The sequence below is a fragment of the Pseudoclavibacter sp. RFBI5 genome (assembly GCF_002931395.1).
Lineage (GTDB): Bacteria > Actinomycetota > Actinomycetes > Actinomycetales > Microbacteriaceae > Pseudoclavibacter.
Genome location: NZ_PSYA01000010.1, coordinates 903,534 through 930,317, shown reverse-complemented (window position 1 = coordinate 930,317; position 26,784 = coordinate 903,534). Strand labels below are relative to the sequence as shown.

Here is a 26,784-nt window from a genome sequence, read left to right as displayed (position 1 = left end):
TCGTCACGCGTGCCAGGCGCGGCGCGCGGTCGCATGCCACGATGGAGGCATGCCTGAAGAACAGAGAACGCGTGTTGTCGTAGTGACGGGAGCGAGCAGCGGAATCGGCCGGTCGACGGTCAGGTCGTTGCGCGCAGAGGGCAGAGTGGTGCTCGCGACTGCGCGCCGTGCCGACCGGCTCGAGGAGCTCGCCGCCGAGACCGGCGCGGAGGTGCTGGCGGGGGACATCACCGATGACGCCTTCGTGGCCGAGCTCCGAGACACCGCGAGCCGGCTCGGAGAGGTCGAGGCCCTGGTCAACGTCGCCGGGGGGGCGTTCGGCACCGAGAGCGTCGAGGAGAGCAGCATCGCCGACTGGCAGCTGATGTTCGAGCTCAACGTCCTCGGCACGAAGCGCGTCATCACGGCGTTCCTGCCGCTGCTGCGTGCATCCGCCGCGAGCAGCACGGACGAGTTCCCACACGCGGACATCGTCACGGTCACCTCCACGGCCGGGCGCGTCATCTACCAGGGCGGTGGCGGCTACGTCGCGACGAAGGCCGCGGAGGCGGCGATGATCGGCGTGCTGCGCCTCGAGCTCGGCGGTGAGCCCATCCGGGTCATCGACATCGCGCCTGGGATGGTGCACACGGAGGAGTTCACGCTCAAGCGGATGCGGGGCGACGGGGCCTCGGCCGACAAGCTCTACGAGGGCGTCGATCATCCGCTCACCGCGGAGGACATCGCGGCGACGATCCAGCTGGCGCTCCAGCTTCCCGGTCACGTCAACGTCGACGAGCTCGTCGTGCGTCCGGTGGCGCAGCGGGAGCAGTTCCAGCTGCACCGCGGCCCCCTCGTCATGAAGGGCGCCACGAAGGAGGCCGGCGAGTGAGCATCTTCCTGGTAGGCGGCGGAGACGGTTCAGGGGTCGAGCTCGCGCTCGCCCAGCTCGCGGACGAGGCTCGAAGCCGCGCCGCCGGAGCGACGCCCGTCATCGCGGTCATCGCGGTCGGGGAGAACCCCGAGCCCGTCGCGGACTGGTTCGCGGACCGACTCCGATCGGTCGACCCTGGCGTCCTGGCGACTCCCGTGCTCGCCCGGAGCACGGCGAGCGGTGAACCGCTCGACGAGATCGATCTCGCCAGCTTCTCGACGGCCCACGGCATCCTGGTCTGCGGGGGCCACACCCCCGCGTACCTCGCCGCCCTGGCGCCGCTCGCGACCGACATCCGCCGCCTGGTGGCAGAGGGCGTCTCCTACCTCGGCTACTCGGCCGGCGCCGCCATCGCCGCGGACGAGGCCATCATCGGCGGGTGGCGCATCGGCGGCGTGCCCGTCGCCCCGGAGGAATCCGGCGAGGGGCTCGACGAGGTGACGTTCGAGGCTGGCCTCGGGCTGGTCGATCTGACCATCGAGGCGCACGCCGCCCAGTGGGGTCTCGTCGCGCTGTGCGCTGCGAGCATCGAAGCGGGACTCGCGGAGCGCATCCTCGCCGTGGACGAGGACACCGTCCTCAAGGTCGGAGAGGGCGCGCTGGAGATCCTCGGGTCCGGGAGCGTCTGGCAGCTGACCGCGGGGGAGGGCGGCGTCACGGTCTCCTCCAGCCGAGCCTCGGAATGACGGAGCTGCGCGGGCTCAGCGATCTGCATCGGCTCGACCCGGGGTGGGCTCGGGCGCTCGAGCCTGCTGCCGGCCGCCTGGACGAGATCGCGGAGCGGCTGAAGCTGGAGGAGGATGCCGGCCGCGGCTTCCTGCCTGCTCCTGAGCACATCCTCAGGGCATTCGAGGCCCCACTCGACGACGTCCGGGTCCTGATCGTGGGCCAGGACCCGTATCCGACTCCCGGGCATCCCATCGGACTGTCCTTCGCGACCGATCGCCACGTCCGGCCGCTCCCTCGAAGCCTCGCGAACATCTACCGGGAGCTGCACGACGACCTGGGCATCGAAGCGGCCACCACCGGCGATCTCTCGCGGTGGAGCGAGCAGGGAGTCCTGCTCCTGAACCGTGTCCTGACGGTCGGCGCCGGCACGGCGGGCTCGCACCGCGCGTTCGGCTGGCAGTCGGTCACGGATCTGGCGATCGAGGCCCTGGTGGCCCGCCAGCGTCCGCTCGTTGCCATCCTCTGGGGCAAGGACGCGCAGGCCCTCGCCCCGCTGCTCGGCGAGACCCCGACCCTCGTGAGCGCCCACCCGAGCCCGCTCTCCGCCTCCCGCGGCTTCTTCGGCTCCCGTCCGTTCTCGCGGACCAACGAGCTGCTGCGGCAGCAGGGTGCGGATCCGGTTGACTGGCGGGTCGTCGAGACGCCCCAGGGCGCCACGCAGCCACCCCTGTTCTAGGTGCGCCAGACCGAGCGCCACCGACACGAGCATCAGAGAGGCACATCATGAGTCAAGAGCTGCACACCCTCGGCGCCGTCAGGCAGAGGCAGCTGCTCGCGAGCGGCGAGCTCTCGCCGGTGGCGCTCACGAGCGCCTACCTGACACGTCTGGACGCGGACGGGGGTGCATCCGGAGCCTTCATCGCGGTCACCGCGGACCGCGCATTGGAGCGAGCTCGAGCGCTCGAGCGGGACCCCTCGTCCGCATCTCGCCGCGGGGACCGGCACGAGGCTCCGCTCTGGGGGATGCCCTTCGCTGACAAGGACCTCGAACTGCGCGCCGAGGTGCCGACCTCCTTCGGCTCGCGTGCCTTCGCCGGGTTCGTGCCGGAGGAGAGCTCGCCACTGGTCGAGACCATGGACGCCGCCGGCGGCATCAGCCTGGGGAAGACGAACACGCCCGAGTTCGGTCTCCCCGCCTACACCGAGAACGCCGTGGCCCCGCCGGCGGTCACCCCGTGGGGTGCCGGGCTCGGGGCCGGCGGCTCCTCGGGAGGCGCGGCGGCGGCTGTCGCAGCCGGCCTCATTCCGTTCGCGCCGGGGTCGGACGGTGGCGGGTCCATCCGCATCCCCGCTTCCGCCTGCGGTCTGGTCGGTCTCAAGCCGAGCCGGGGCCGAGTACCGGATGGGTCGGGCGTCGGCTCTCTCGCGGGGCTCCCCGTCTCGGGCCCCATCGCGAGGAGCACGGCGGATGCCGCACTCCTGCTCGACGGGATGATCGCCCGGCGCGGGGACGGCAGCCAGGCCGACCGGAGCGCCCTCACGGCACCGGCGGGGGAGCGTTCCTACCTCGACGCCCTGGACGCACCCCTTCAGAAGCTGCGGATCGGCGTCAACTGCTGGTCGCCGTGGTCCACGGAGTACGATATCGCGCTCGACGACGACGTCGCCGCGGTCTTCGAGGCCGCCAAGGAGCAGCTCTCGCGACTCGGACACGAGCTCGTGCCGGTCACGCCGACGGACGCGCCCGAGTACTTCGACGCATTCCGAACGGTGTGGCAGGCCGGTGCGTCGACGATCCCCCTGGAGGGGCCAGCGCTGGAGACCCTGGAGCCCCTCACCCGGTGGCTCGTCGGCGTCGGACGGACGAAGGGTGCCGCGGAGCTGGCTGCCTCGCTCGCGTCGCTCGCCGCGTTCGAGCGCTCGATCATCCGCCAGTACTCGGACGTCGACGTCGTCCTGACCCCGACGCTCGCGATGACGCCTCGGCCGCTCGGCTGGTTCGATGCGGGCGACGGGGAGCGGAACTTCGAGCAGCAGTGCCAGTACACGCCTTACACGTCCTACGTGAACGTCACCGGGCTGCCGGCCATCACCATGCCCGTCGGGTTCGCGAACGGCCTGCCGGCGGGGGTGCAGGCCATCGGTCGGCCGGGCGACGAGGCGACGCTCCTTCGGCTGTCGCTGCAGCTCGAGCGTGAGATCGACTGGCCGAGCAGGTACCCGCCCGCCTGGGATGGCGCGGCGCGTCCCTGAGGCTGCTCAGCTCTTCGATGCGGGGCGTCGGCGGGCCGGGAGGTAGTTGCCGTCCTCGAGTCCCGCCTCGATCTCGAAGCGGTTCTTGAGCGGGTCGAAGCCGGCGAGCCAGTAGAGCGGCGGGAACAGGAAGCCGTAGCGCTTCCACTGCTCGACGTGCACGCGCTCGTGGCGGAACACCCGTTCGCCGACGGTGTCGCGAGTGAGGTAGACCCGGCCGACGCACGTCCCGCCCCGGCGGAACGCCCACTTGGGCAGGCCACTGCAGACGATGAGCCCGTCGTGGTTCTCGACGCGGCCCGTGGAGAGCGGCACGCCGACCGCGAGTCCGACGGCCGTCGCCGCGTAGTAGCCGAGCCGTGACAGCGGCGAATCGAGGAACACGCTCTTCAAGAGGTTCATGGGTGAGGACCTTCGTTCGCTGGTGCGTTGGCGGCTGGAAAGGAGGACGCCGCTGAGACCCGACCGTGTGAGACGGGTCCCAGCGGCGAACGCTTGCGCTGGGAGGCTTAGAAGCTCTGCTCCGGCGCGTCGATGGCGGCAGGTGCGCGCTGGCCCTGCTTGAGCGCGGCGAGCCGGGCCTCGACCTCGGTCAGCTTGCCGAGGTCCTCGAGCTGGTTGAACTGCGAGTCGAGGCTCGAGGTCTGCAGCTCCTGCTGGCCGCGCACGAGCGCCTCCTGCCGGCGGACCTTCTCCTCGAAGCGACCCAGGTCGCTGGTCGGGTCCATCACGTTGATGCTGCCGAGGGCCTCGTTGACCTTCTGCTGCGCCTCGGCCGTCTTGGCGCGGGCCGCGAGCTGGTCGCGCTTCGTGCCGAGCTGGCGGAGCTTCTCGCGCATGCCGTCGAGGCCGCCCTTGAGCTGCTCGACGACCTGCGTCTGGGTGCGGATCTGCGGCTCGGCCGTGCGAGCTTCCGTCTCGGACTCGATCTGGCGCGACAGGGCCACCTTCGCGAGGTTGTCGAACTTCTGCGCGTCGACCTCGTCGTTCGCCGCGCGCAGCTCGTCGGCCTTGCGGCTGGCGGCGAGGGCCTTGTTGCCCCATTCGGACGCGGCCTGGACGTCTTCCCGGTAGTCGTCCTCGAGCATGCGAAGCTGGCCGATGGTCTGCGCGATCGCCGCCTCCGCCTCCTTGATGTTCGAGCTGAAGTCGCGGATGAGCTGGTCGATCATGAGCTGCGGGTCTTCCGCGTTGTCGATGAGCGAGTTGATGTTGGCGCGGACGAGCTGGCTGATTCGTCCGAAGATGGACTGCTTGTTGGACATCGAGTGCTTCCTTTTCGCTGGTGATCCGTGATGAATGGCCGTGATGTGTCGGAGTGATCGTGGAGCGCTGTCTCCGCGCTGGGTGCGCGTCAGCGCCTTCTGCCGCCGCCCGAGGAGCGGAAGCCCCCTCCCGAGGAGCGAAAGCCGCCAGATGAGCGGAAGCCCGACGAGCCGCCGCCCGATCGGCGGCCAGAGCCGCCGCCCCACGAGCTGCCGCCGCCCCAGGAGCTTCGGCTGGAGGAGCCGCTGTTGCTGATGAGACCGCCGAGGATACCGCCCAGGAGTCCGGAGTTGAAGCTGCTGTTGGAGTTCGAACCCGAGGACACACCCCAGCTCTGCTCGTAGCCGCTGCGCTGCATCTGCACCTGGCTTCTCGCCTGCTCTGTGGCCCGCTCGGCGAGGCTGATGGCGCTCTTGGCGCGCTGCATCGCCTCTTCAGGCTGAGTGGCCGCGAGCTGCTCCGCCGTGCGGAGCTCGGTCTCCGCCTGCTGGATTCGCGCGCGCGGCTCGCTCTCCACGGCACCTCGACGTGCGTCGATGAACTGGAGTCCGCCCGTGACGGCGGAGCGAGCCTGGGCGAGGGCGACGTCGAGCTGTCTGCGCAGCCCCGCCAGGCGCTCGTGCTCCTGGAGGAGCGACGCGATCGCTGCGTCGAGGGCCTCGTCCGCCTCCCTGAGGCCTCCGAGCGTCCTGAGCGGATCTGCGGCCGAGGCGCTGCCGGAGCGGGCCCTGGCGATCGCCTCCTGGGCGGTGGCCTGCGCGGCAGCGGCGGCGGCGGCGACATCCGGCTGCAGCGACGCCTGCTGGACGAGCTGGGTGCTGCGCGCGAGACCGGCCTCCAGCTCGCCGATCTCCTGGCGGATGAGCTGCTCCGCGTTCTCGAGGTCGCTGGCGGCGGCGCCGATGGAGCCCAGAACCGAGGTCACCTGCGAGAGCGCGAGCTGCGCGTCGCCGATATCGACGGCGGCTGGCCCCGTCCGTCCTTCGCGGAGACCGCTGTCTGCGTTCTGCGTCTCGGTGCGCGCGAGCGCAAGCAGCTCGCGAGCGTGGCTGGTCGAGTCGTCGACCGTGGAGAGCGCCTGCGGGCTGTAGCGGGCGCGGAGCGCCGTCAGCTGGGACTCGGCACCCTGCATCTGTCCTTCGAGTCGGTCGAGTTCGCCGCGGACCTGCCTGAGCAGCTCTGGCGCGTTGCGCTCCATGTCCCGGAGCTTCTCGAAGCGCGCTGCCTGTTCGGCGACGCGCTGCTCTGCCAGGTTCACGAAACCGAGGATGGCCTCGTTCATCTGCATCTGGGCTGGCAGCGGCTCTGGTTCGGTGTCGAGATACTGGCCTTGGACGCCGAACGCACGGCGCAGCTGCTCGCGGGCATCCGCCACCGCTGCCCGGTACTCGGCAACCGGCTCGGGTCCGAACTGCGCCTCGGCGAAGCTGACCTCCTGGTCGGCGGAGTTCACCAGGTTGTCGACCCTGACGAGCTCGCCGGCCGCGCGCTGCGCGAGCTGCTGGAGTTGCGCCTTCTGCTCGGCCTCCGTCGCCTGCTGTCCCTTCTTCTTCTTGCGACGAGCGCTGAGCACGACGAAGAGGATGATGAGGGCGACCACGACGATGAACCCGCCAACGAAGAGGAAGACCGTGCCGACGGCGGCACCCGTCACGAGTTCGCCGCCACCCGCGCCGCCGCTGGTCGTGCCGGCACCGGTGAGCTCCTGGCGGATCGAGTCCGCCGCCGAGATAGCGGCCTGACCGTACTGCCCGGAGTCGAGGTTCGGGGCGATCGACTGCGTCTCGATGTCGCGCAGGGCACCGTCGCCCAGGGGGAACGCGCTGTCGGTGTTGAGTCCGAAGTCGAGCTGGTCGACACCGACGTACAGGATGACGGCCTCGGAGCCGAGGTCGTTGGCCGAAGCGAACTCGCTGGCCCAGTCGAACCCAGAGCTCGGGTTGGAGAAGCGATCGACGATCGCGAAGTACATCGTGTAGTCGGTCTCGGCCTCGAGTGTCGAGATCGCCTGCTCGATATCGGAGGTGTCGCCGGTGACGAGCCCATTCGGGTCGAAGATGTGGCCCTGCGGCGAGCCGGGGCTCTCGGCCGGGGCTATGGCGGTGGAGGAGCCGGAGGAAGTGATCGGAGAGACCTCGGCGGATGCTGGCGCACTCGTTCCGAGGAGTGCTGCGGCAGCGATGCCGAGCAGAGCGAGCGCACGACGCACGGAGACCCCTTTCTGGCCGGTCATCGGCCTTCTCCGTAACGCTAGCGGGGTGTAGCCGTGAAGAACGTGATTGTTGTGCGCGTGGTGACGCCACGAGTGAACAGGCGGCGAACAGCGCCTGCCGCAGGTGAGCGCTTGGTGACGATCCGGCGTCGATGTGTGATTCCACATGGAGTTCCGTAGAATTGTCGCGCACCGGACAAGCACTCCTTGTCCGGTTTTCACATGAGACACCGGAGGTTCAACGTGCGAAGTGAAGATGTACGCACCAAGCGTTTCAACGCGCTGAAGTTCGACGGATGCTACGACGTCCGAGAGGTCGACCAGTTCCTCGACCAAGCCGCCGCCGCGCTCGAGGCGTACGAGAGGGGCCTGCGGGAGCAGGCGCAGCTCGTCAGGTCCCACGAGGTCGAGGCCGTCAAGTTCACGTCCCGCGTCTACGAGCGCGGCTACTCCGCCCAGGAGGTGGATGTCTTCCTCGAGCAGCTCGCGGAGGCGCTCGGCAGCTACGAGACAGAGTCCGGCGCCGAGGGGCTCGCGCAGCGCTGAGCGACAGGCGCGCCTCAGGAGGGCTTGTTAGGCTGGCCTAACTCACCCCGAACGAGGAGCCCATAACCGTGACAGACGTCGATACCCAGAAGCCCCGCAAGCGGGGACCCACCGTCCGCCTGAGTGTGGAGCGCACCGAGCGGCTCAGTCGCTCGCTGGTCCGGGTCCACTTCCTCGGGGCAGACCTCGACGACTTCGACCTCGAGCACGCCGACACCTACCTGAAGCTGCACTTCGGCGGAGGCGTCGGCCAGCTCGAGCTGCCGTTCGATCTCCAAGAGCTCCGCGCGACGCTTCCCACCGAGCAGGTCCCCGTCCGGCGCACCTACACGGTTCGCGGGATCGACCGCGCGAGCGGCACGGTCTCCGTCGACTTCGTCGTCCATGGCGACGCAGGTGTCGCCGGCCCGTGGGCTCGCGACGCGAAGCCGGGCGACGTCATCGTGGCCACGACACCGCACGGTGCCTACTCGCCGCTCCCCGAGAGCGACTGGCATCTCATCTGCGGTGACGAGTCCGCACTCCCGGCGATCGCCCGAACCCTCGAAGCGCTCCCCGAGGACGCGAAGGGCGCGGTCCTCGTGGAGGTAGCCGGGGAGGAGGACCACATCGAGCTCGCGGCCCCGACGGGGGTCAGCGTCCAGTGGCTCCACCGAGGCGAGCATGGCGGGTTCGACCAGCAGCTGATCGCGGCAGCCGTCGAGGACCTGGCGTTCCCTGATGGGCTCGTGCAGGTCTTCGCACACGGCGAGCGCGAGCAGATGAAGCGACTCAGGAAGATCTTCTCCGCCCGTGGCGTCGAGCGCTCGCAGCTCTCCCTCTCTGGCTACTGGGCCGCAGGACGCACGGAAGACGCCTTCCAGAGCGAGAAGCGCGAGCCCGTCGGCCAGATCTTCTGATCCGGCGAGCTCGCCCTCCCGCTACCAGGAGCCGGGCTTGTAGTCCTTGAGGAAGACTCCGAAGAGATCCTCGCCCGACTCGCCGCGCACGATCGGGTCGTAGACGCGGGCCGCACCGTCGACGAGGTCGAGGGGGGCGTGGAATCCCTCCTCGGCGAGGCGGATCTTCGTGAAATGGGGCCGCTCATCCGTGATCCAGCCGGTGTCGACGGCGGTCATGAGGATGCGGTCGCTCTCGAACATCTCCCGAGCGCTGGTGCGCGTGAGCATGTTCAGGGCCGCCTTCGCCATGTTCGTGTGGGGGTGGCCCGGGCCCTTGTAGCCGCGTCCGAAGACCCCCTCCATCGCGGAGACGTTGACGATGTAGGTGCGGCGCGCCGATGACGCCTTGAGCGCGCCACGGAGCCTGCTCACGAGCAGGAACGGTGCCGTCATGTTCGCGAGCTGCACTTCGAGCATCTCGAGGGGCTCGACCTCGTCGACGTGCTGCGTCCACGAGTTGATGTGCAGCTCGTCCGGGAGCAGGCCGCCCGCGTCGATGGCGGTGCCAGCCGCGAGCCGCTCGAGCGACGAGGAGCCGGCAGTCATGGCGTCTGCGGTCAGCTCCTCGGCCGTGCGTCCCGCCGCCGAGGACAGGATCGGGTGCGCGGCGACCGACTCCGCCAGGGCGAGCGGGTGCGCGTCGTTCGTGTGCCCGAAGGTCACGAGCTCGGGAAGCGGCCCGTCCGGCAGCGGCGCGAGCTCCGCCTCGACGAGCGGCGCGTAGGAGCCGGGGGAGCGGCGCACCGTCTGGGCGGCATTGTTGATGAGGATGTCCAGCGGGCCAGCGGCCGTGACGGAGTCGGCGAGGCCCATGACCTGTGCGGGATCACGGAGGTCGATGCCGACGATCTTGAGCCGGTCGATCCACTCCGGCGAGTCAGGCAGGGCCGAGAACCGGCGGACGGCGTCGCGCGGGAAGCGCGTCGTGATCGTCGTGTGGGCGCCGTCGCGGAGCAGCCGCAGCGCGATGTACATCCCGATCTTCGCTCGACCGCCCGTGAGCAGGGCCCGCTTGCCAGTCAGGTCGGCGCGCGCATCGCGCTTCGAGTGGCTGAAGGCGGCGCATTCTGGGCAGAGCTGGTGGTAGAAGGCGTCGACCACCGTGTACGGCTGCTTGCAGATATAGCAGGCGCGTGGCTTGAGCAGCTCGCCGGCCGTCGGGGCGGTCGTCGACGTCGAGATCGGGATGCCGCGGGTCTCGTCGTCGATGCGGTCCGGTGCGCCCGTGGCGGTCGCGGCGACGACGGCCTTGTCGGCGTCGGCGATGCGCTGGCGCTTCGCGGCGCGCCCGACGCGCTTCACGTCCTTGAAGAACTGCGCCGTCGCCCGACGGACCGTGATGAAGTCCGGGTCCTCGCGGTCGTAGGCGGAGAGCTGCTCGAGCACGCGCAGGGTCGTCGCGAGGTCGGCCTCGGCGATGCGCTCTGGCGCGAACTCCGCGCCGTCGGTCTCTTCTGGCGTCGCCGTGGGCGTCTCGTCTGGGGTCTCGGAAGGCACACGAGATTGTAGAGGCCAGCGGGCAGGCGCGCCACACGCGCCCACCCGCCGGCCTCGCGGGCCTCACCCCTCGACTAGGAGGCGACCGCCCTCGGCGCCCCCATGCCGGGGTCGATCTGGTGCGGGCCGTTCGCCGACGGGCGCACGTCGAAGTCGAAGATCGCCGTGGGCAGATAGACGGTGGAGCACGAGTTCGGGATGTCGACGACGCCGGAGAGGCGACCCTCGATGGGGGCCGAGCCGAGCAGCAGGTAGGCCTGCTCCGGTGCGTAGCCGAACTTCGTGAGGTAGTCGATCGCGTGCAGGCACGCCCGCTGGTAGGACAGATGGGAGTCGAGGTAGCGCTGCTCCCCGTCGAGCGTGACCGACGTGCCGGAGAACGCGATCCACTCGCTGTAGTTGGGCTCCACATTGCCCGGCATGAAGATGGCGTTCTCCGAGACGCCGTACGTCTCCATGCCTCCCTTGATCAGGTCGACGCGCACATCCATGAAGCCGCCCATCTCGATGGCGCCGCAGAAGGTGATCTCCCCATCGCCCTGGGAGAAGTGCAGGTCGCCCATCGACAGGTTCGCGCCGTCGACGAAGACGGGGTAGAAGATGCGGGTGCCCTTCGAGAGGTTCTTGATGTCCTGGTTGCCGCCGTTCTCGCGCGGGGGAGCCGTCCTGGCGGCCTCGCCGGCGACACGATCGAACTCGGAATCCGGGAGCGAGCCGAGCACGGCGAACTGCGGCTCCGGCGGCAGCGCGAGCGGCGGCACCCTGCCTGGGTCGGTCGCGATGAGCTTTCCCTCACGCGCGTTCCACTTCGCCAGCAGTTCCGCCGACGGAGCCGTCCCCATGAGGCCCGGGTGGATGAGGCCGGTGAACGACACCCCTGGCACGTGACGGGACGTCGCCGTCTGGCCGCTGAAATCCCAGATCGCCTTGTAGGCGTCCGGGAACTGATCGGTGAGGAACCCTCCGCCGTTCTCCTTCGCGAAGATCCCCGTGTAGCCCCACCCCTGGCCTGCGAGCGGCCCCTTCTCCTGGGGAATCGGGCCGACGTCGAGGATGTCGACGATGAGGAGGTCGCCCGGTTTCGCACCCTCGATCCGGAACGGCCCGCTCAGCTTGTGCACCGTCAGCAGCGGCGCGTTCAGGATGTCCTCTGCGGAGTCGTCGTTGACGATCGCCCCGTCGAACCACTCCCGGCAGTCGACACGGAACTCGTCGCCGGGCTTCACCGTCGCGACCGGCGGAATCTCCGGATGCCACCTGTTGTGGCCGATCTTCTCCTGGTCCTCGAACTTCTTCGTCGAGTCGAGTGGAAACAGCACGTCTGGCATGGCTCGGTCCTTTTCGTCGGTGACCGATTCGCCGTCCCTTGCGTGGCGGCAGCCTCGGTCGGTGCGAGCCCCGCGACGTCAGTGTCGCGGCAGCTTCGCGTGGAGTGGGTTGCGAGTGATGCCGCCGCCGGGTCTCCGAGGAGCTCCGGGGAGCGAGGTCACGACGTCCGGCTCATGCGCGGATCTCGAGGCGGCATCGATGAGGCCGTAGGCGGAAGAGCCTGCGACGGAGAGATGCGGGGCAGCCGGGCGGCGCCTCGCGTCTTGCCCGCACTCGGGACACACGGATCTCTCCGGCACCGAGTGCATGGTGTGCACCTCGTCGAAGCGGTGCGCGCTCTCGCACCGATACGTGTAGGTGGGCATCCTTGCCTCCCCTCGTCGAGGTACTGCCGACCGTAGCGGTGGGGCGCCGAGAGTGTCAATGTCCTCTCGGACACGCGTGCTGCGCGTCGGCGGGCGGATCCCAGCGTGTGAGCAGGAGCGTCCGCACGCTGCGGACGCGGAAGGGCCCGGTGCTGCTGAGCAGCGCCGGGCCCTTGCGATGTCACCAGACATCGAGATGTGCCCCCGACAGGAGTCGAACCTGCGACCTTCGGTACCGGAAACCGGTGCTCTATCCACTGAGCTACGGAGGCGGATGCGGAACTGAGCTTTCAGCAACGCGGAGCCAATACTAACAGGGCGCGAGGGTGCCCGAACGCCACTGCTCGCCGCCACGCGCGGCTGTGGGGGATGGCCACGGGAGCGTGACACAATCCGCTGGTGATGCGAAAGATCGAATCTGCCATTGACCTCGAACTCGACGGGGAAGCCGACCTCGTGTTCTCGATCGCTGCCCACACGCTGGCGAACCTCGAGAGCGAGTCGTTCACGATCACGGGTGACGGCGTGCCCCTCGACGTCATCGAATCCATCGACCGCTCCGAGTGCCGGCTGCACCGCGTGACGACCTCCGCGAAGCACATCGAGATGCGCTACTCCGCGACGGTGCTCGACCGCGCGCAGCCGAACGAGCCGGAGGAGCTGGACCTCATCCAGTTCCGCCGTCCGTCCCGCTACGCGGAGTCGGACCTCCTCGGACCGACCGCGCGGTCGATGTTCCGCGGCAAGCAGGGCTTCGAGCTCGTCGACGCGGTCGTCGACTGGGTCTCCAGGAACATCAGCTACGTGCCGGGCTCGAGCGCCCCGACCGACGGTGCGCGCGACACCTTCCTGAAGCGCCAGGGCGTCTGCCGCGACTTCGCTCACCTGACGATCGCGTTCCTGCGCGCCAACGACCTCCCGGCGCGCCTCGTCTCCGTGTACGCGCCGGGGCTTGTGCCCATGGACTTCCACGCCGTCGTCGAGGTGCTGGTCGACGGAGCCTGGTACGTCGTCGACTCGACGCACCTCGCGCCGCGCCGCCTCATGCAGCGCATCGCGAGCGGTCGGGATGCCGCGGACACGGCGTTCCTGAGCAACACGATCGCGAACCTCCGCCTGTCCAAGCTGCACGTCGACGCGACCTCGAGCGAGGTCATCCTCGAGGACTGGACCGAGCGGGTGCAGCTGGGTTGACGATGGCGCGAGCAAGCGCCGCCGACGGCCCTCGAGCGCCTCTAGGATGGGAGGCCTATGACTTCTCCAGCTCTCGTCACGGCACTCACCACCGCTGTCAACGCCGCGCTCGCGCCCCTCGAGGGCGCTGAGGGCATCACCGTCCCCGAGACGGACATCGTTCTCGAACGGCCGCGCAACCGCGACCACGGCGACTGGGCATCGAACATCGCGATGCGCCTCGCGAAGCGCGTCGGCACCAACCCGCGTGAGCTGGCCTCCGGCATCGTCGAACAGCTGATCCTCGACCCCCAGGTGGCGAGTGCAGATGTCGCGGGACCCGGCTTCATCAACATCACCCTCGACACGGCCACGGCGGGCGCGCTCGCCAAGGTGATCGTCGACGCCGGATCGGCCTACGGCAATGGCGACTCGCTCGCCGGCGTCAAGCTCAACCTCGAGTTCGTCTCCGCCAACCCGACGGGCCCCATCCACATGGGCGGTGTCCGCTGGGCGGCCGTCGGCGACTCCCTGGCCCGCGTCCTCACGGCGGCAGGTGCCGACGTGACGCGCGAGTACTACTTCAACGACCACGGGGCGCAGATCGACCGCTTCGCGCGGTCGCTCCTCGCGGCGTACCTCGGCGAGGGCACTCCGGAGGACGGCTACGGCGGTGCCTACATCAGCGACATCGCCGGGCAGGTTGCCGCGGCCTACGGTGACGGCATCGCCGAGCTCGACCGGGAGGCGCAGCAGGAGGTCTTCCGCTCCAAGGGCGTCGAGCAGATGTTCGGCGAGATCAAGCAGAAGCTGCACGACTTCGGCGTGGACTTCGACGTGTTCTTCCACGAGGATTCGGTGCACGAGTCCGGTGCGGTCTCGCGGGCCATCGAGCGCCTCCGCGAGCAGGGCCAGATCTTCGAGCAGGACGGTGCGCAGTGGCTGCGCACCACCGAGTTCGGCGACGACAAGGACCGCGTCGTCGTTCGATCCAACGGCAGCCCGACCTACATGGCCGGCGATATCGGCTACTACCTCGACAAGCGCGAGCGTGGCTTCGACCAGTGCATCATCATGCTCGGCGCCGACCACCACGGCTACGTCGCGCGCATGATGGCGATGGTCGCGGCGTTCGGCGACCAGCCGGGCGTCAACCTGCAGATCCTCATCGGCCAGATGGTGAATCTCGTGAAGGACGGCGAGCCCGTGCGCATGTCGAAGCGCGCCGGCACGATCGTGACGCTCGACGACCTCGTCGACGCCGTCGGCGTCGACGCGGGCCGCTACGCGCTCGTGCGCTCCTCGGCCAACTCGACGCTCGACATCGACCTCGACGTCCTCGCGCAGCGCACCAACGACAACCCCGTCTACTACGTGCAGTACGCGCACGCCCGGACCTGCGCGGTCGGACGCAACGCCGCCGAGTCCGGCGTCGACCGCTCGGTCTTCGAGCCGTCGCTGCTCGACCACGAGTCCGAGTCGGCGCTCCTCGGGGCGCTGCAGGACTTCCCGCGCGTCGTCGCGGCCGCCGCCGAGCTGCGTGAGCCGCATCGCGTCGCGCGCTTCGCGGAGGAGCTCGCTGGCCTCTACCACCGCTGGTACGACAGCTGCCGTGTCATCCCGCGTGGGGACGACGAGATCACCGACCTCCACCGCACCCGCCTGTGGCTGAACGACGCCACGAGCACGGTCCTGCGCTCGGCACTCACCATGCTCGGCGTCTCGGCTCCCGAGCGGATGTAGTCGGACGTGACCGCGCTCGGTCCGCCGGAGGAGCGCATCCAGCTCCTGCGGACGTCGCGTGCACGCAGCTGGGTCAAGGCCTCGCTCTGGCTGCTCGGCGCCCTGCTGCTGCTCGTCGGCCTCGACGTCGGGGTTCGCCTCGTCGCGCAGGATCGCATCGCCCAGCAGGTGCAGGACACGCTCCCGCCCGGGGTGGACGGCGAGGTCAGCGCGCGCGTGCACGGCTTCTCGACGCTGTGGCAGCTCGCCACCGGTCGGGCGAGCCACGTCACGGTGTCAGCGGATGAGCTCACCGCCTACGGCCTGAACCTGGCGGCGACCGTGGACGCGTACGGCGTGCACATCTTCGACGGGATGCGGACCGAGATGCTCACGGGCACGCTCAACGTGCCGGAGGCGACCCTCGAGGGCGTTGCCGCGCTCCCCGGAACCGATGCGTCGCTGGAGCTCGGCGACGACGAGCTGTCCTACCGCTCGACGGTCTCCATCCTGGGCCTCACGGGCACGCTCACCGTCGACGCGCAGCTGCGCCTCGTCGATGGCGAGGTGATCATCGATCCGAGGGACGTCGAGGTGTCAGGGACGGCGTTCGGCCAGGCCCTCACGCAGGCGCTCCCTGACATCGCGGAGTTCGCGGTGCCGATCTGCACCGCCGACTACCTCCCCGCCGGTCTGCACGTGTCCGAGCTGCGCATCGCGGAGGGGATGCTCACGGTCGGCGTCGAGGCGAGGAACATCGCACTCTCCGCCGAGATCCCGGATTCCGGGGAGTTCTCCACCTGTCGCGACTAGTTTCGAGCTGCGACGATGGGGTCCGTGCCGACGAGGCCACCCCGACGCGCTCGACGGATCGCACTCCGCGCGACGTCGGCCGGCCGCCGAAGAACTGGAGAACTGAGATGAGCATGCCGCCGAACGGACAGGGCTTCGGTCAGCAGCCGGGGCAGGGCCAGCATCCCGGATACGGTCAGCAGGCATCGCAGCCCGGGTACGGACAGCAGCCCGGCCAGCCGCAACAGCCCGGACACGGCCAAGCACCTCAACAGCAGCCCACGTACGGCCAGGGCTCCGGGTACCCGCATCCCTCGCAGCAGCCTGGCTACGGGCAGCAGCCGCAAGGACCGGGCTACGGCCAGCAGCAGCGGCCGCTGCAGTTCGGCCAGCCGCAGCACGGCGGCGCGCCACAGCAGTACGCGCAGTCGGGCGGTCAGCCGCCGCACGGTCAGCAGCCGGGTCCGTGGCAGGGCGGCCAGCCCCCGCAGGGCAAGAGGCCTCGGCCCTGGTACGCGCAATGGTGGCTCTGGACGGGCGTCGGTGTCGTCGTGATCGCCGGTGGTCTCGTCGTGGGCGAGGCCGTGGCCCGGGGGAACGTCACGAGCGCACTCGAGGAGCAGGCGGGGAAGATCGTCATCGACAACTACGGCGAGGCGGCGGCCCCGAGCGAGTACGCCGTCACGGTGGATGGCTTCAGCGTCCTCGCGCAGCTCCTCACCGGCAAGATCGAGCACGCCACCATGACGTCGCAGGGCGACGGCGACATCACCGTGGGCATCGACCTCACGGGCATCGACGCGTCGCTCGAAGGTCCCGTGGACTCGACCACGGTCGATCTCGTCGTCTCGACCGACGTCCTCGACGGCGTTCCTGCCGCGCTCCAGGGCGAGGAGAGCGAGATCAACACCGACTCCTACGACACGACCATCAGCTACGGCGACAACGTGATCAACATCGAGGCCATCAGCGGCACCGGCGAGTGGCAGGTGAAGGTCGAGTCCGAGCTCGGCTACGAGGCGACGGACGGCAAGCTCTTCGTGACGAGCGACAGCAGCATGACGCTCTTCGGGACCAGCATCCCGTTCGGCTCGAACGAGAAGGTCGAGGTGCCGACCTGTGCGGACTCGGAGCTCGAGGCGCAGGTCACCGAGGCGACCGTCTCCAGCGACGCGATCTCGTTCTCGTGGAAGGTCGACGGCGCGCAGCTGAGCGAGCTGCCCGCGGTGGCCGACTGCCTGTAGTCCGGCCGCGTGCGCGCTTGGGCCTCTCGCCTGTTCCGGCGAGGGGCCAGCAGATAGCATGCTCTGGTGCCTGAAGCTCTCCACGAACCCCACGCCGCCCGCCAGACGGCTGCCAGCCCACTGGCGCCTGCCGACCTCGATGTTCCGTCGGATCTCAACGAGCTCGACTCCCACGTCTGGTCGAGGAACGCCGCCCGAGCAGTTGACGGCGCGATCGAGATCGCGGGCATGGACGTCCGAGCGCTTGCGGAGCGGTTCGCGACGCCGCTCTACGTCGTCGACGAGGCCGACGCCCGCGCGCGTGCAGCGGAGACCGTCGCCGCCTTCGCCGACGCCTTCGAGCCCCTCGGCGTCACCGCCAAGGTCTACTACGCGGGCAAGGCGTTCCTGAGCGCCGACGTCGTCCGCTGGATGCTCGAGGCGGGCTGCGCCATCGACGTCTGCAGCGAAGGCGAGCTCGCCCTCGCGATCGCCGCGGGCGCACCACCCGCACGCATCGGCTTCCACGGCAACAACAAGTCGACGCGCGAGATCGGCATCGCCGTCGCCGCCGGTATCGGGGCGATCGTGCTCGACAGCTCCCAGGAGCTCGACCGCGTCGCGGTGGCCGCCCTGGCCGCGGGCGTTCGGCAGCCCGTGAGGCTGCGCGTCAACTCCGGTGTGCACGCCTCGACACACGAGTTCCTCGCCACGAGCCGAGAGGACCAGAAGTTCGGCATCCCCCTCGACGAGGTGGATGCGTTCGTCGCGCGCATCCGCGAGCACGATTCCCTGGAGTTCCTCGGCCTGCACTCGCACATCGGCTCGCAGATCTTCGACGCCGATGGGTTCGGCGAGGCCGCCGACCGCCTCGTCGAAGTCCACGCTCGACTCCTCGAAGGGGGACCGGTTCCGGAGCTGAACCTCGGGGGTGGCTACGGCATCGCCTACCTGCCGCGCGAGACGCCCACCGACATCCGCACGATGGCCTCCCACATCGCCTCCCACGTGGCAGCGGCCTGCTCGAGGCTCGGCGTCGCAGTGCCGAACATGGCCTTCGAACCGGGGCGGACCATCATCGGCCCCGCCGGGACCGCCTTGTACGAGGTCGGGACGACGAAGACCGTTCGAGTCCCGCTCGACGAGGGCGGCAGTGCCGAGCGACTCTACGTCTCCGTCGACGGCGGCATGAGCGACAACGTCAGGGCGGCACTCTACGAGGCCGAGTACAGCGTTCGCCTGGCTTCGCGGGCCTCCGCGGCCGACGCAGCGCTCGTTCGTGTCGTTGGAAAACACTGCGAGTCCGGCGACATCGTCGTTCTGGCAGACTATCTTCCGAGCGATGTCGCCCCTGGCGACCTCGTCGCCGTGCCAGCGACCGGCGCATACTGCTGGTCGCTCTCGAGCAACTACAACATGATCGGCCGACCGGCCGTCGTCGCGGTTCGCGACGGCGAGGCGCGCACGCTGATCCGTGCGGAGTCCGTGGCCGATCTGCTTGCCAGAGACGCGGGGCTCCCAGCTGCCGTGACCGATGAGCGCCCGTAACCGAGGAGAACCGATGAACCAGAACCGACCCATCCGAGTCGCCCTGCTCGGCGCGGGATCCGTCGGGTCGCAGGTCGCCCGCATCCTGATCGAGAACGCCGACGAGCTCGCCGCTCGTGTCGGCGCTCCGCTGCTGCTGACGGGTATCGCCGTCCGCAACGTCGATGCGAAGCGCGACGTGGATCTGCCGAAGGAGCTCTTCACCGACGACGCGGAGCGGCTCATCCTCGGCTCCGACATCGTCATCGAGCTCATGGGCGGTATCGACCCGGCGAAGGGCCTCATCTCCCTGGCGCTGTCGACGGGTGCCGACGTCGTGACGGCGAACAAGGCGCTCGTCGCGGCGCATGGCCCCGAGCTCTTCGACCAGGCAAGGCGCGTCGGCGCTCAGCTCACCTACGAGGCCGCCGTCGCCGGCGCCATCCCGATCATCCGCCCCCTGCGCGACAGCCTCGCGGGCGACCGGGTCGAGCGCATCCTCGGCATCGTGAACGGCACGACCAACTTCATCCTCGACCGGATGCACACACGCGGCGACTCGCTCGAGGAAGCGCTGCGCATCGCCACCGACCTCGGTTACGCGGAAGCCGACCCGACGGCCGACATCGGCGGCTACGACGCCCAGCAGAAGGCGGCGATCCTCGCCTCCATCGCCTTCCACACCGAGGTCCCCGTCGAGCTCGTGCACCGCGAGGGCATCACCGAGATCACGATCGAGCAGATCGAGCGCGCCAAGGCGGCGGGCTTCGTCGTGAAGCTCCTCGCGATCTGCGAGCGCGTCACGACCGCCGACGGAGTCGAGGGCATCTCAGCGCGCGTGTACCCCGCGCTCGTCGACGCGCAGCACCCGCTCGCGTCGGTGCACGGCGGCAACAACGCCGTCTTCGTGCAGGCGCAGGCAGCCGGCGACCTCATGTTCTACGGCGCCGGCGCCGGGGGAGTGGAGACCGCGTCCGCCGTGCTCGGCGACCTCGTCTCCTCCGCCCGTCGACGCGTCAACGGTGGCCCTGGCCTCGGCGAGTCGACGCACGCCGACCTGCCCGTCCTCGACGTCGGCGAGATCACCACGCGCTACCAGATCATCCTCGAGGTGCACGACCGTCCAGGCGTGCTCGCCGAGATCGCGAAGGTCTTCAGCGACTTCGGCGTCTCCGTCTCGACGCTCGAGCAGCGCAGCGCCGACTCGGGCGATGCGACGGCTGGTTCCGGCGCACCATCGACCGGCGAGGCCGAGCGGGGCGCCACGCTCGTCATCGGCACGCACTCGGCGACCGAGCGAGCGCTCTCAGCGCTTGCGCAGGCGCTCGCCGAGCACGAGGCATCACGGCGGGTCTCCGGGGTGCTCCGTGTCGAGGGCGCGCTCTAACGCAGGGCGGCTCGACGCCGCCGACGGCACCCCGTCGGCCGTCATGCCCATCGATATCAATCCAATCGCAACAGTCCTCTGCCTAGGAGTCGCAGCATGAAGCAGGTCGAACAGGCGCGTCGCGTCGAAGTCAAGGTCCCCGCGACGAGCGCCAATCTCGGTCCGGGCTTCGACACCCTCGGACTCGCGCTTGCCGTGTACGACACGCTTGTCGTCGAGAGCGCGCCGAGCGGCGTGCTCGAGATCGAGGTCCAGGGAGTGGGAGCGGACAGCGTGCCCCGCGACGCCTCGCACCTCGTGGTGCAGTCCATCGAGCACACGCTGAACGGACTGGGCTACGAGCTGCCCGGGCTGCGCATCAGCGCCGTCAACACGATCCCGCACGGGCGAGGCATGGGCTCATCCGGCGCCGCCATCGTCTCCGGCGTCATGGCGGCTGCTGCGCTCGTGTCGAACGACGTCGATGTCGACGCGGACACGCTGCTGCGCTTCGCCACCGAGCTCGAGGGACACCCCGACAACGTCGCGCCCTGCCTCTTCGGCAGCCTCACAATCGCCTGGGTGGGCGAGAACGGCCCCCGCTCCAAGCAGCTGCTCGTGCACCGCGGCGTCTCGCCCATCGTGCTCATCCCGACGGAGACGATGTCGACGAAGCTCGCCAGGAGCCTCCAGCCGGAGAGCGTCCCCCACGCCGACGCGATCTTCAACCTCTCCCGCTCGGCGCTGCTCGTCGCCGCACTCGTGCAGAGCCCGGAGCTGCTCTTCGAGGCGACGGAGGACCGGCTCCACCAGAGCTACCGCGCATCCGCGATGCCCTTCACGAGCGGCCTCGTCGCCGAGCTGCGCGCCGCGGGGCTGCCCGCCGTGGTCTCCGGTGCGGGCCCGAGCGTCCTCGTGCTGTGCTCCAGCCCCGAGCAGCGCCTGCGGGCGGCCGCCGTCGCCGAGGCCAACACGCAGACGAAGTGGAACGCCATCATGCCCGCCGTTGATTTCCTCGGTGCTACAGTTGAGGTGCTGTCGGGCGACGCGGCCACACTCTCGGTGTAGGCACAGCGCGACAGCTTCAACTCTCCGAGCAGCGGAGTACGCACCCCCCTCGATTTCTGTCGATGTGGTTCAGAGTGTGTGAGAAGTCCCGCTCGCTCGATCTGAACACCGCAGAACGCGGTAGAGGTAAGGACTCACAGCAGATGACTGACACAACACCAACTGCGGGGCAGGAAGCCCCGCTCACCTCGATGAAGGTCGCCGACCTCCAGGCGCTTGCCGCCGGACTCCAGATCCGCGGCGCACGCAGCCTGCGGAAGGGAGCACTCATCGAGGCCATCGAGGCCGCACGCTCGAGCGCCGAGCCCGAGACGGTCGCCGCAGAGGCTCCGGCCGAAGCGGTTGAGGAGCACTCGGCACCCGTCGAGCCTTCCGCCCCCGAGGCCGAAGCGCCGACCTTTGTCGTCGACGAGACACCGGCCGTCACCGAGGACGACCGCACGGCGAACGACCGCACCGAGGCGCCGGCATCCGAGGTCTCCGAGGCCGAGCAGTCCTCGGCCCCGAGCGTCCCCGAGCTGTCCCTCGACGACCTCGTCCTCCCGCCCGCCCGCGGCGAAGCCTCAGAGCAGGACGACGCACGCGACGAGGACCAGGGCCGCGCCGGCCAGCGCAAGCGCGGTCGCGGTCGTGGACGCCGTGGTCGCGGAGCCGACAACGAGCAGGGCACGGACAACGCTGAGCCGGCCGCCAAGCAGGATGAGGCGCCAGCAGAGCAGAGCGGCGACGTGCAGGACGACGAGCAGCAGGGCGGACGCCGCCAGCGCGGACGCTCTCGCGGACGCGGCGGCGAGCAGGCACAGGGCCGTCCCGAGACCCCGCAGGCCCAGGACGCTCCGTCCGACGACGAGACCGACGAGCAGCGCCGCAGCCGCGGCGGACGCTACCGCGACCGCAAGCGCGGACGCGGAGGCGCTGAGGACACCGAGCCGGAGATCGCAGCCGACGACGTCCTCCTGCCCATCGCCGGCATCCTCGACGTCCTCGACAACTACGCCTTCGTCCGCACCAGCGGCTACCTCCCGGGACCCAACGACGTCTACGTGTCGCTCGCGCAGGTCAAGAAGTACCAGCTCCGCAAGGGCGACGCCGTCGTCGGCGCCATCCGCCAGCCGCGCGAGGGCGAGAACCAGCACGGCCGCCAGAAGTTCAACGCGATCGTCCGGTTCGACGCCATCAACGGCCAGTCGCCGGAGGAGCCGCGCCAGCGTCCCGACTTCGACTCGCTGACCGCGCTCTACCCGCAGGAGCGTCTCCGTCTCGAGACGAGCGAAGATCGCGTCGCGACTCGACTCATGGACCTCTTCGCGCCCATCGGCAAGGGCACACGCGGCCTCATCGTCGCCCCGCCCAAGTCGGGCAAGTCGATCGTCCTCGAGCAGGTCGCAGCTGCCGTCGCGAAGAACAGCCCAGACGTGCACCTTATGGTCGTCCTCATCGACGAGCGTCCCGAAGAGGTGACGCACATGCAGCGCACCATCCAGGGCGAGGTCGTCGCGGCCACCTTCGACCTCCCGGCCGACGACCAGACGACCGTCGCGGAACTCGCCATCGAGCGAGCCAAGCGCCTCGTCGAGCTCGGCCACGACGTCGTCGTGCTGCTCGACGGCGTCACCCAGCTGTGCCGCGCCTACAACCTCGCGGCACCCGCATCCGGACGCATCCTGCCCGGCGGCGTCGACGCATCCGCGCTCACCCCCGTTCGACGCTTCTTCGGCTCCGCCAAGAACGTCGAGAACGGCGGATCGCTCACGATCCTCGCCACGGCGATGATCGGCACCGGCTCCAAGACCGAGGACACCATCCTCGAGTCGTTCGCGGGAACCGGGAACATGGAGCTTCGCCTCTCGCGCGACATCGCCGACAAGCGCGTCTTCCCGGCCATCGACATCTCGCACTCGCAGACGCTCCGCGAGGAGCAGCTGCTCACGCCGCAGGAAGTCGAAGCGACCTGGAGCATCCGCCGTGGGCTCACGGGAGGCAACGCGCTCCTGTCGCTCGAAGCCGTCCTGGCACGAGTCGCCAGCACGACCACCAACGCAGAGTTCCTCGCTTCCGTCGCGAAGCAGCCCATCCGCGCAGCCAAGGCGTAGTCGTGGCCAGACACGAGATGGCCGACTCCGTTCGGCAGCTTCGCGCCGAGCACGAAGACCTGCAGGAGCAGCTCGCCGACCCCGAGCTGCACGCCAACCCGGCGCGCGCCAAGAAGGTCAACAGGCGCTACGCGCAGCTCGCGCAGATCCTCGCGGCGGACGCCTCGAGGGCCGAGCTCGAGGACGACCTCGAGGCGGCGCGAGAGCTCGCGAAGGAAGACGAGTCGTTCGCGGAAGAGGTTCCCGTGCTGGAGGAGAACCTGCGCGTCGCGCAGGAGAAGCTCCGCCGCCTCCTCATCCCGCGTGACCCCGACGATGGACGCGACGTCATCATGGAGATCAAGGGCGGTGAGGGCGGCGAGGAATCGGCGCTCTTCGCCGCCGACCTCCTCCGCATGTACTCGCACTACGCGGAGCAGCGCGGCTGGAAGACCGAGATCATCTCCTCGACGGAGAGCGACCTCGGCGGCTTCAAGGACGTCCAGGTCGCCATCAAGGGCAATGCGAACGACCCGGCACTCGGTGTGTGGGCCAGCCTCAAGTACGAGGGTGGCGTGCACCGCGTCCAGCGGGTGCCGGCGACCGAGTCGCAGGGCCGCATCCACACCTCGACGACGGGCGTGCTCGTCTTCCCCGAGGTCGATGAGCCCGAGGAGATCGAGGTCAGCCCGAACGACCTCAAGATCGACGTCTTCCGCTCCTCAGGCCCTGGCGGCCAGTCGGTGAACACGACGGACTCGGCGGTGCGCATCACGCACATCCCGACCGGCATCGTCGTGTCGATGCAGAACGAGAAGAGCCAGATCCAGAACCGCGCCGCCGGCATGCGAGTGCTGCTCGCGAGGCTGCTCGCTCACCAGCAGGAGCAGATCGCCGCGGCTGAGTCGGAAGCCCGCTCCGGCCAGATCCGCACCATGGATCGCTCCGAGCGCATCCGCACGTACAACTTCCCGGAGAACCGCATCGCGGATCACCGGACGGGGTACAAGTCGTACAACCTCGACCACGTGATGAACGGGGCCCTCGGTCCGGTCATCCAGTCGGCCATCGCTGCCGACGAGGAAGCCCGGCTCGCGGCGCTCTCCGGCAACGACGACTAGACGCACCACCGCAACGCGAGACGGCGACCAGCAGATCTGCTGGTCGCCGTTTCTCTGTCTGCAACGCGGAGACGTCCGCAGTGCTGAGACCTCTACAGGCCGATGCATCCCGCTGGTTCGGGTCAGACCTTTGAGATCTTTTAGATCTCGTAGTATCCGACCAGATCCTGTTCGGCGGAGGTCCGCTGGCGGATGCGCGCCGGAACGCCCGTCAGCACGGAGTTGGGCGGTGCGTCGCGCGTGACGACCGCGTTCGCACCCACTCGCGAGTCGTCGCCCACCGTGATGTTGCCGAGGAGCTTCGCCCCGGCTCCGATCAGGACGCGGCTTCCGACCGTGGGGTGCCGCTTGACGCGATGACCCGACGTGCCTCCGAGCGTGACGCCGTGGTAGATGAGGACATCGTCCCCGACGATCGCCGTCTCGCCGATGACGATGCCCATGCCGTGGTCGATCACGACTCTGCGGCCGATCCGGGCACCGGGATGGATCTCGACACCGGTCGCGAAGCGATTGAACTGCGACAGCGTTCGCGCGAGCAGTTTCGTGCCAGGGCGCATCCAGAGCGTGTGGGCCGCGCGGTGCAGCCACAGGGCGTGGAGTCCCGAGTAGTTGACGACGATCTCGAGCTTCGAGCGGGCCGCCGGGTCGTTCTTCCGCGTCGCCGCGATGTCCTCCCTGACCCGACGCCAAACGCCGACACCATGCGGTGCCGGCGTTCGACGAGGTGCTGCCGTTGCCACTCGCTAGTCGCGCAGGTCGTCGAAGAGCACCGTCGAGAGGTAGCGCTCGCCGGTGTCGCAGATGATGACGACGATGTTCTTCCCTGCGTTCTCCGGACGCCTTCCGATCTCGAGAGCGGCCCAGAGGTTCGCTCCGCTCGAGATGCCGCTGAAGATGCCCTCGGTCGAGGTCAGTGCGCGGGAGACGCGGATGCTGTCCTCGAGTGTTGCGTCGAGCACCTCGTCGATGACGTCACGGTCGAGCACATCGGGAACGAAGTTCGCGCCGAGGCCCTGGATCTTGTGCGGCCCGGCCTTGCCTTCCGTGAGGAGCGGCGAGTCCTTGGGCTCGACGGCCACGATCTTGACGTCGGGCTTGCGCTCCTTGAGCACCTGCCCGACACCGGAGATGGTGCCGCCCGTGCCGACACCGGCGACGAAGATGTCGACCTCGCCGTCGGTGTCCGCCCAGATCTCCTCCGCCGTCGTCTCGCGGTGGATCTGCACGTTGGCTTCGTTCTCGAACTGTCGGGCGAGGATCGCGCCAGGCGTCTCGGCGACGATCTCCTTGGCGCGTGCGACGGCTCCGCGCATGCCCTCTGGGCCTGGCGTGAGCACGAGCTCCGCGCCGAAGGCCTTCAGGAGCTGGCGGCGCTCGATGGACATGGTCTCGGGCATCGCCAGGATGACGCGGTAGCCACGGGAAGCGCCGAGCATGGCGAGCGCGATACCCGTGTTGCCCGACGTGCCCTCGACGATCGTCCCACCGGGCTGCAGCTCGCCACTCTGCTCAGCTGCGCGGATGATGCCAAGGCCCAGGCGGTCCTTGACGGAGGAGCCAGGACCGAAGAACTCGAGCTTGGCGAGGATGTTCGCGCCGGTGTCGTTGATGCGGCCGAGCTTGACGAGCGGGGTGCGGCCGACGACCTCGGTGATGTCGTTGTAGATCTTTCCAGTCACTTCGTGCCCTTCTGGGATGCTGTGTGAACTTCGTGGGAGTCGCTGGCTGCGTCCGCCCGCGGCAATCGTCCCAATCATCTCCCTCGCGAATGCTGTGGATGACGCCGCGAGTCGATGTGCGGAAGACTCTACCCATGATCTTGCACATGGACGAGCTGCGGAAGCGGGTTCGCGAACAGCTGAAGGCGGCCGGTATCGCGGACGAACGCACCGAGACGGACATCCTCCTCGCAGCGGTGCTGCGCGTCCCCCGCGGCGAGGTGCAGATGCGTTCGCTTCTCGGTCGCGAGGTGTCCGAGGGGGACGCTCAGGCCGTGACGAAGGCGGCGTCGCGTCGTGCGCGTCGCGAACCGCTCCAGCATGTCACCGGACGGGCTCCGTTCATCGACATGGAGCTGGCGGTGGGACCCGGGGCGTTCGTCCCGCGCCCGGAGACGGAATCGCTGGTCACGGCTGCGGTCGAACTCCTCGGCCGCGCAGGGCCGGCACCGGCGGGGCTCACGGGCGTCGACGTCGGCTCCGGCACCGGGGCCGTCGCGCTCGGCGTGGCTCGCCTCCACGGAGGCATCAGGATGACGGCGATCGAGCGATCCAGTGCCGCCTGGCCCTGGCTGCGGTCCAACGTCGCGAGCTATGGCGAGGGGGCGGTGGCCACGTTCTTCGGGGACGCCGCCCGCATGTTCGCGGCGCTCCCGTCGGGGTCGCTCGACCTCGTGGTCTCCAACCCTCCCTACGTACCGGCGGCGAACCGCCCGGAGAGCAGGGAGGTCTGGCACCACGACCCCGAGCTGGCGCTCTACTCGGGCCGGGACGGCCTCGACTTCATCCGGAAGCTCGCGACCTGGTCTGCCAGTGCCCTCCGACCAGAGGGCGTCCTCGTCGTCGAGCACGAGGACACTCAGGGTGCAGAGATTCGCGAGATCTTCGGCAGCGCGGGCTTCCGCAGCGCAGCGACCGCCAGAGACCTCACCGGCCGTGACCGCATCACATCTGCCGTCCGCTCCGCGTCGAACGAGGATGACTCCGGCCGCCCGGCTATCATGTGAC

Annotated in this window: 24 protein-coding genes and 1 tRNA gene; 16 read left to right on the top strand and 9 right to left on the bottom strand. The window is 69.4% G+C overall.

Going from position 1 to position 26,784, the window contains the following annotated elements; genetic code table 11:
* Positions 1 to 49: 49 nt before the first annotated feature.
* From C5E06_RS11265 to C5E06_RS11250, 4 genes are read left to right on the top strand one after another with little or no spacing between them, the layout of a single operon-like run.
* Positions 50 to 871 carry an SDR family oxidoreductase gene (locus C5E06_RS11265; protein ID WP_104298611.1) on the top strand — a complete coding sequence of 274 codons (822 nt, stop codon included), beginning with the start codon at positions 50 to 52 and terminating at the stop codon, positions 869 to 871.
* Positions 868 to 1,599, top strand: coding sequence for a Type 1 glutamine amidotransferase-like domain-containing protein (locus tag C5E06_RS11260; protein WP_104306905.1), 732 nt, complete (start codon positions 868 to 870; stop codon positions 1,597 to 1,599). Before C5E06_RS11265 ends, C5E06_RS11260 begins: the two co-directional genes overlap by 4 nt.
* Positions 1,596 to 2,318 carry a uracil-DNA glycosylase gene (locus C5E06_RS11255; RefSeq protein WP_104298613.1) on the top strand — a complete coding sequence of 241 codons (723 nt, stop codon included), beginning with the start codon at positions 1,596 to 1,598 and terminating at the stop codon, positions 2,316 to 2,318. The genes C5E06_RS11260 and C5E06_RS11255 overlap by 4 nt, the downstream gene beginning before the upstream one ends.
* 47 nt (positions 2,319 to 2,365) lie before the next feature.
* Complete coding sequence (locus C5E06_RS11250; protein ID WP_104306904.1) at positions 2,366 to 3,835, top strand: amidase; 1,470 nt, start codon at positions 2,366 to 2,368, stop codon at positions 3,833 to 3,835.
* A 6-nt stretch (positions 3,836 to 3,841) separates the two neighbouring features.
* Here the strand turns inward: C5E06_RS11250 and C5E06_RS11245 are convergent, their stop codons facing one another.
* The 3 genes from C5E06_RS11245 to C5E06_RS11235 form a co-directional block, all read right to left on the bottom strand.
* Entirely contained in the window at positions 3,842 to 4,237 is a 396-nt protein-coding gene (locus C5E06_RS11245) for a Fe-S oxidoreductase (protein WP_104306903.1), read from the bottom strand.
* A 107-nt stretch (positions 4,238 to 4,344) separates the two neighbouring features.
* Positions 4,345 to 5,100, bottom strand: coding sequence for a PspA/IM30 family protein (locus C5E06_RS11240; RefSeq protein ID WP_104298616.1), 756 nt, complete (start codon positions 5,098 to 5,100; stop codon positions 4,345 to 4,347).
* An 89-nt stretch (positions 5,101 to 5,189) separates the two neighbouring features.
* A complete protein-coding gene (locus tag C5E06_RS11235; protein ID WP_181062957.1) occupies positions 5,190 to 7,334 on the bottom strand; it encodes a TPM domain-containing protein in 2,145 nt (714 codons plus the stop codon).
* Between the two features lie 222 nt (positions 7,335 to 7,556).
* On the opposite strand from C5E06_RS11235, the gene C5E06_RS11230 reads away from it, so the two are divergent.
* Together C5E06_RS11230 and C5E06_RS11225 are read left to right on the top strand one after the other, a co-directional pair.
* Positions 7,557 to 7,859, top strand: a complete 303-nt coding sequence (locus C5E06_RS11230) for a DivIVA domain-containing protein (RefSeq protein WP_181062988.1) — start codon at positions 7,557 to 7,559, stop codon at positions 7,857 to 7,859.
* Between the two features lie 68 nt (positions 7,860 to 7,927).
* Positions 7,928 to 8,758 carry a siderophore-interacting protein gene (locus C5E06_RS11225; protein ID WP_104306901.1) on the top strand — a complete coding sequence of 277 codons (831 nt, stop codon included), beginning with the start codon at positions 7,928 to 7,930 and terminating at the stop codon, positions 8,756 to 8,758.
* Positions 8,759 to 8,779: 21 nt separating this feature from the next.
* Here C5E06_RS11225 and C5E06_RS11220 read toward each other — a convergent pair whose 3' ends face one another.
* The 4 genes from C5E06_RS11220 to C5E06_RS11205 all read right to left on the bottom strand — a co-directional run bounded on the left by C5E06_RS11220 (position 8,780) and on the right by C5E06_RS11205 (position 12,263).
* The gene (locus tag C5E06_RS11220; protein ID WP_104298803.1) at positions 8,780 to 10,219 is read right to left on the bottom strand and encodes an SDR family NAD(P)-dependent oxidoreductase; all 1,440 of its coding nucleotides are present in this window, start codon (positions 10,217 to 10,219) and stop codon (positions 8,780 to 8,782) included.
* 152 nt (positions 10,220 to 10,371) lie between these two features.
* Positions 10,372 to 11,625: a formamidase gene (fmdA, locus tag C5E06_RS11215; RefSeq protein ID WP_104298620.1), complete on the bottom strand. Its 1,254-nt coding sequence runs from the start codon at positions 11,623 to 11,625 to the stop codon at positions 10,372 to 10,374.
* Positions 11,626 to 11,703: 78 nt separating this feature from the next.
* Entirely contained in the window at positions 11,704 to 11,991 is a 288-nt protein-coding gene (locus C5E06_RS19810) for a zinc ribbon domain-containing protein (protein ID WP_181057795.1), read from the bottom strand.
* Positions 11,992 to 12,190: 199 nt separating this feature from the next.
* Positions 12,191 to 12,263, bottom strand: a tRNA-Arg gene (locus C5E06_RS11205).
* A 130-nt stretch (positions 12,264 to 12,393) separates the two neighbouring features.
* Between C5E06_RS11205 and C5E06_RS11200 the strand changes: the two genes are divergently transcribed.
* The 9 genes from C5E06_RS11200 (at position 12,394) to prfA (ending at position 24,055) form a co-directional block, all read left to right on the top strand.
* Positions 12,394 to 13,185 (top strand): transglutaminase family protein, encoded by a 792-nt coding sequence (locus C5E06_RS11200; RefSeq protein ID WP_181057844.1) that lies wholly within the window; start codon positions 12,394 to 12,396, stop codon positions 13,183 to 13,185.
* 57 nt (positions 13,186 to 13,242) lie between these two features.
* The gene (gene argS, locus C5E06_RS11195; protein WP_104306900.1) at positions 13,243 to 14,907 is read left to right on the top strand and encodes an arginine--tRNA ligase; all 1,665 of its coding nucleotides are present in this window, start codon (positions 13,243 to 13,245) and stop codon (positions 14,905 to 14,907) included.
* Between the two features lie 6 nt (positions 14,908 to 14,913).
* Positions 14,914 to 15,699 carry a DUF2993 domain-containing protein gene (locus C5E06_RS11190; RefSeq protein ID WP_104306899.1) on the top strand — a complete coding sequence of 262 codons (786 nt, stop codon included), beginning with the start codon at positions 14,914 to 14,916 and terminating at the stop codon, positions 15,697 to 15,699.
* A gap of 107 nt (positions 15,700 to 15,806) precedes the next feature.
* On the top strand, positions 15,807 to 16,922 hold the full coding sequence (locus tag C5E06_RS19015; RefSeq protein WP_146081370.1) for an LmeA family phospholipid-binding protein: 1,116 nt from the start codon (positions 15,807 to 15,809) through the stop codon (positions 16,920 to 16,922).
* A 66-nt stretch (positions 16,923 to 16,988) separates the two neighbouring features.
* Positions 16,989 to 18,449: a diaminopimelate decarboxylase gene (gene lysA, locus C5E06_RS11180; protein ID WP_104306898.1), complete on the top strand. Its 1,461-nt coding sequence runs from the start codon at positions 16,989 to 16,991 to the stop codon at positions 18,447 to 18,449.
* Positions 18,450 to 18,462: 13 nt separating this feature from the next.
* Positions 18,463 to 19,815 carry a homoserine dehydrogenase gene (locus C5E06_RS11175; protein ID WP_104241504.1) on the top strand — a complete coding sequence of 451 codons (1,353 nt, stop codon included), beginning with the start codon at positions 18,463 to 18,465 and terminating at the stop codon, positions 19,813 to 19,815.
* Positions 19,816 to 19,911: 96 nt separating this feature from the next.
* The gene (thrB, locus tag C5E06_RS11170) at positions 19,912 to 20,862 is read left to right on the top strand and encodes a homoserine kinase (protein ID WP_104306897.1); all 951 of its coding nucleotides are present in this window, start codon (positions 19,912 to 19,914) and stop codon (positions 20,860 to 20,862) included.
* 143 nt (positions 20,863 to 21,005) lie between these two features.
* Positions 21,006 to 22,955, top strand: coding sequence for a transcription termination factor Rho (gene rho, locus C5E06_RS11165; RefSeq protein WP_104241502.1), 1,950 nt, complete (start codon positions 21,006 to 21,008; stop codon positions 22,953 to 22,955).
* Between the two features lie 17 nt (positions 22,956 to 22,972).
* Positions 22,973 to 24,055, top strand: a complete 1,083-nt coding sequence (gene prfA, locus C5E06_RS11160) for a peptide chain release factor 1 (protein ID WP_104241501.1) — start codon at positions 22,973 to 22,975, stop codon at positions 24,053 to 24,055.
* A 140-nt stretch (positions 24,056 to 24,195) separates the two neighbouring features.
* On the opposite strand, the gene cysE is transcribed toward prfA, so the two are convergent.
* Both cysE and cysK read right to left on the bottom strand, forming a co-directional pair.
* Positions 24,196 to 24,798: a serine O-acetyltransferase gene (gene cysE, locus C5E06_RS11155; protein ID WP_104241500.1), complete on the bottom strand. Its 603-nt coding sequence runs from the start codon at positions 24,796 to 24,798 to the stop codon at positions 24,196 to 24,198.
* Between the two features lie 3 nt (positions 24,799 to 24,801).
* Entirely contained in the window at positions 24,802 to 25,737 is a 936-nt protein-coding gene (gene cysK / locus C5E06_RS11150; protein ID WP_258063133.1) for a cysteine synthase A, read from the bottom strand.
* 134 nt (positions 25,738 to 25,871) lie between these two features.
* Here cysK and prmC point away from each other — a divergent pair, with 134 nt between their 5' ends.
* Positions 25,872 to 26,783, top strand: coding sequence for a peptide chain release factor N(5)-glutamine methyltransferase (gene prmC, locus C5E06_RS11145; RefSeq protein ID WP_181062956.1), 912 nt, complete (start codon positions 25,872 to 25,874; stop codon positions 26,781 to 26,783).
* Position 26,784: the final 1 nt, after the last annotated feature.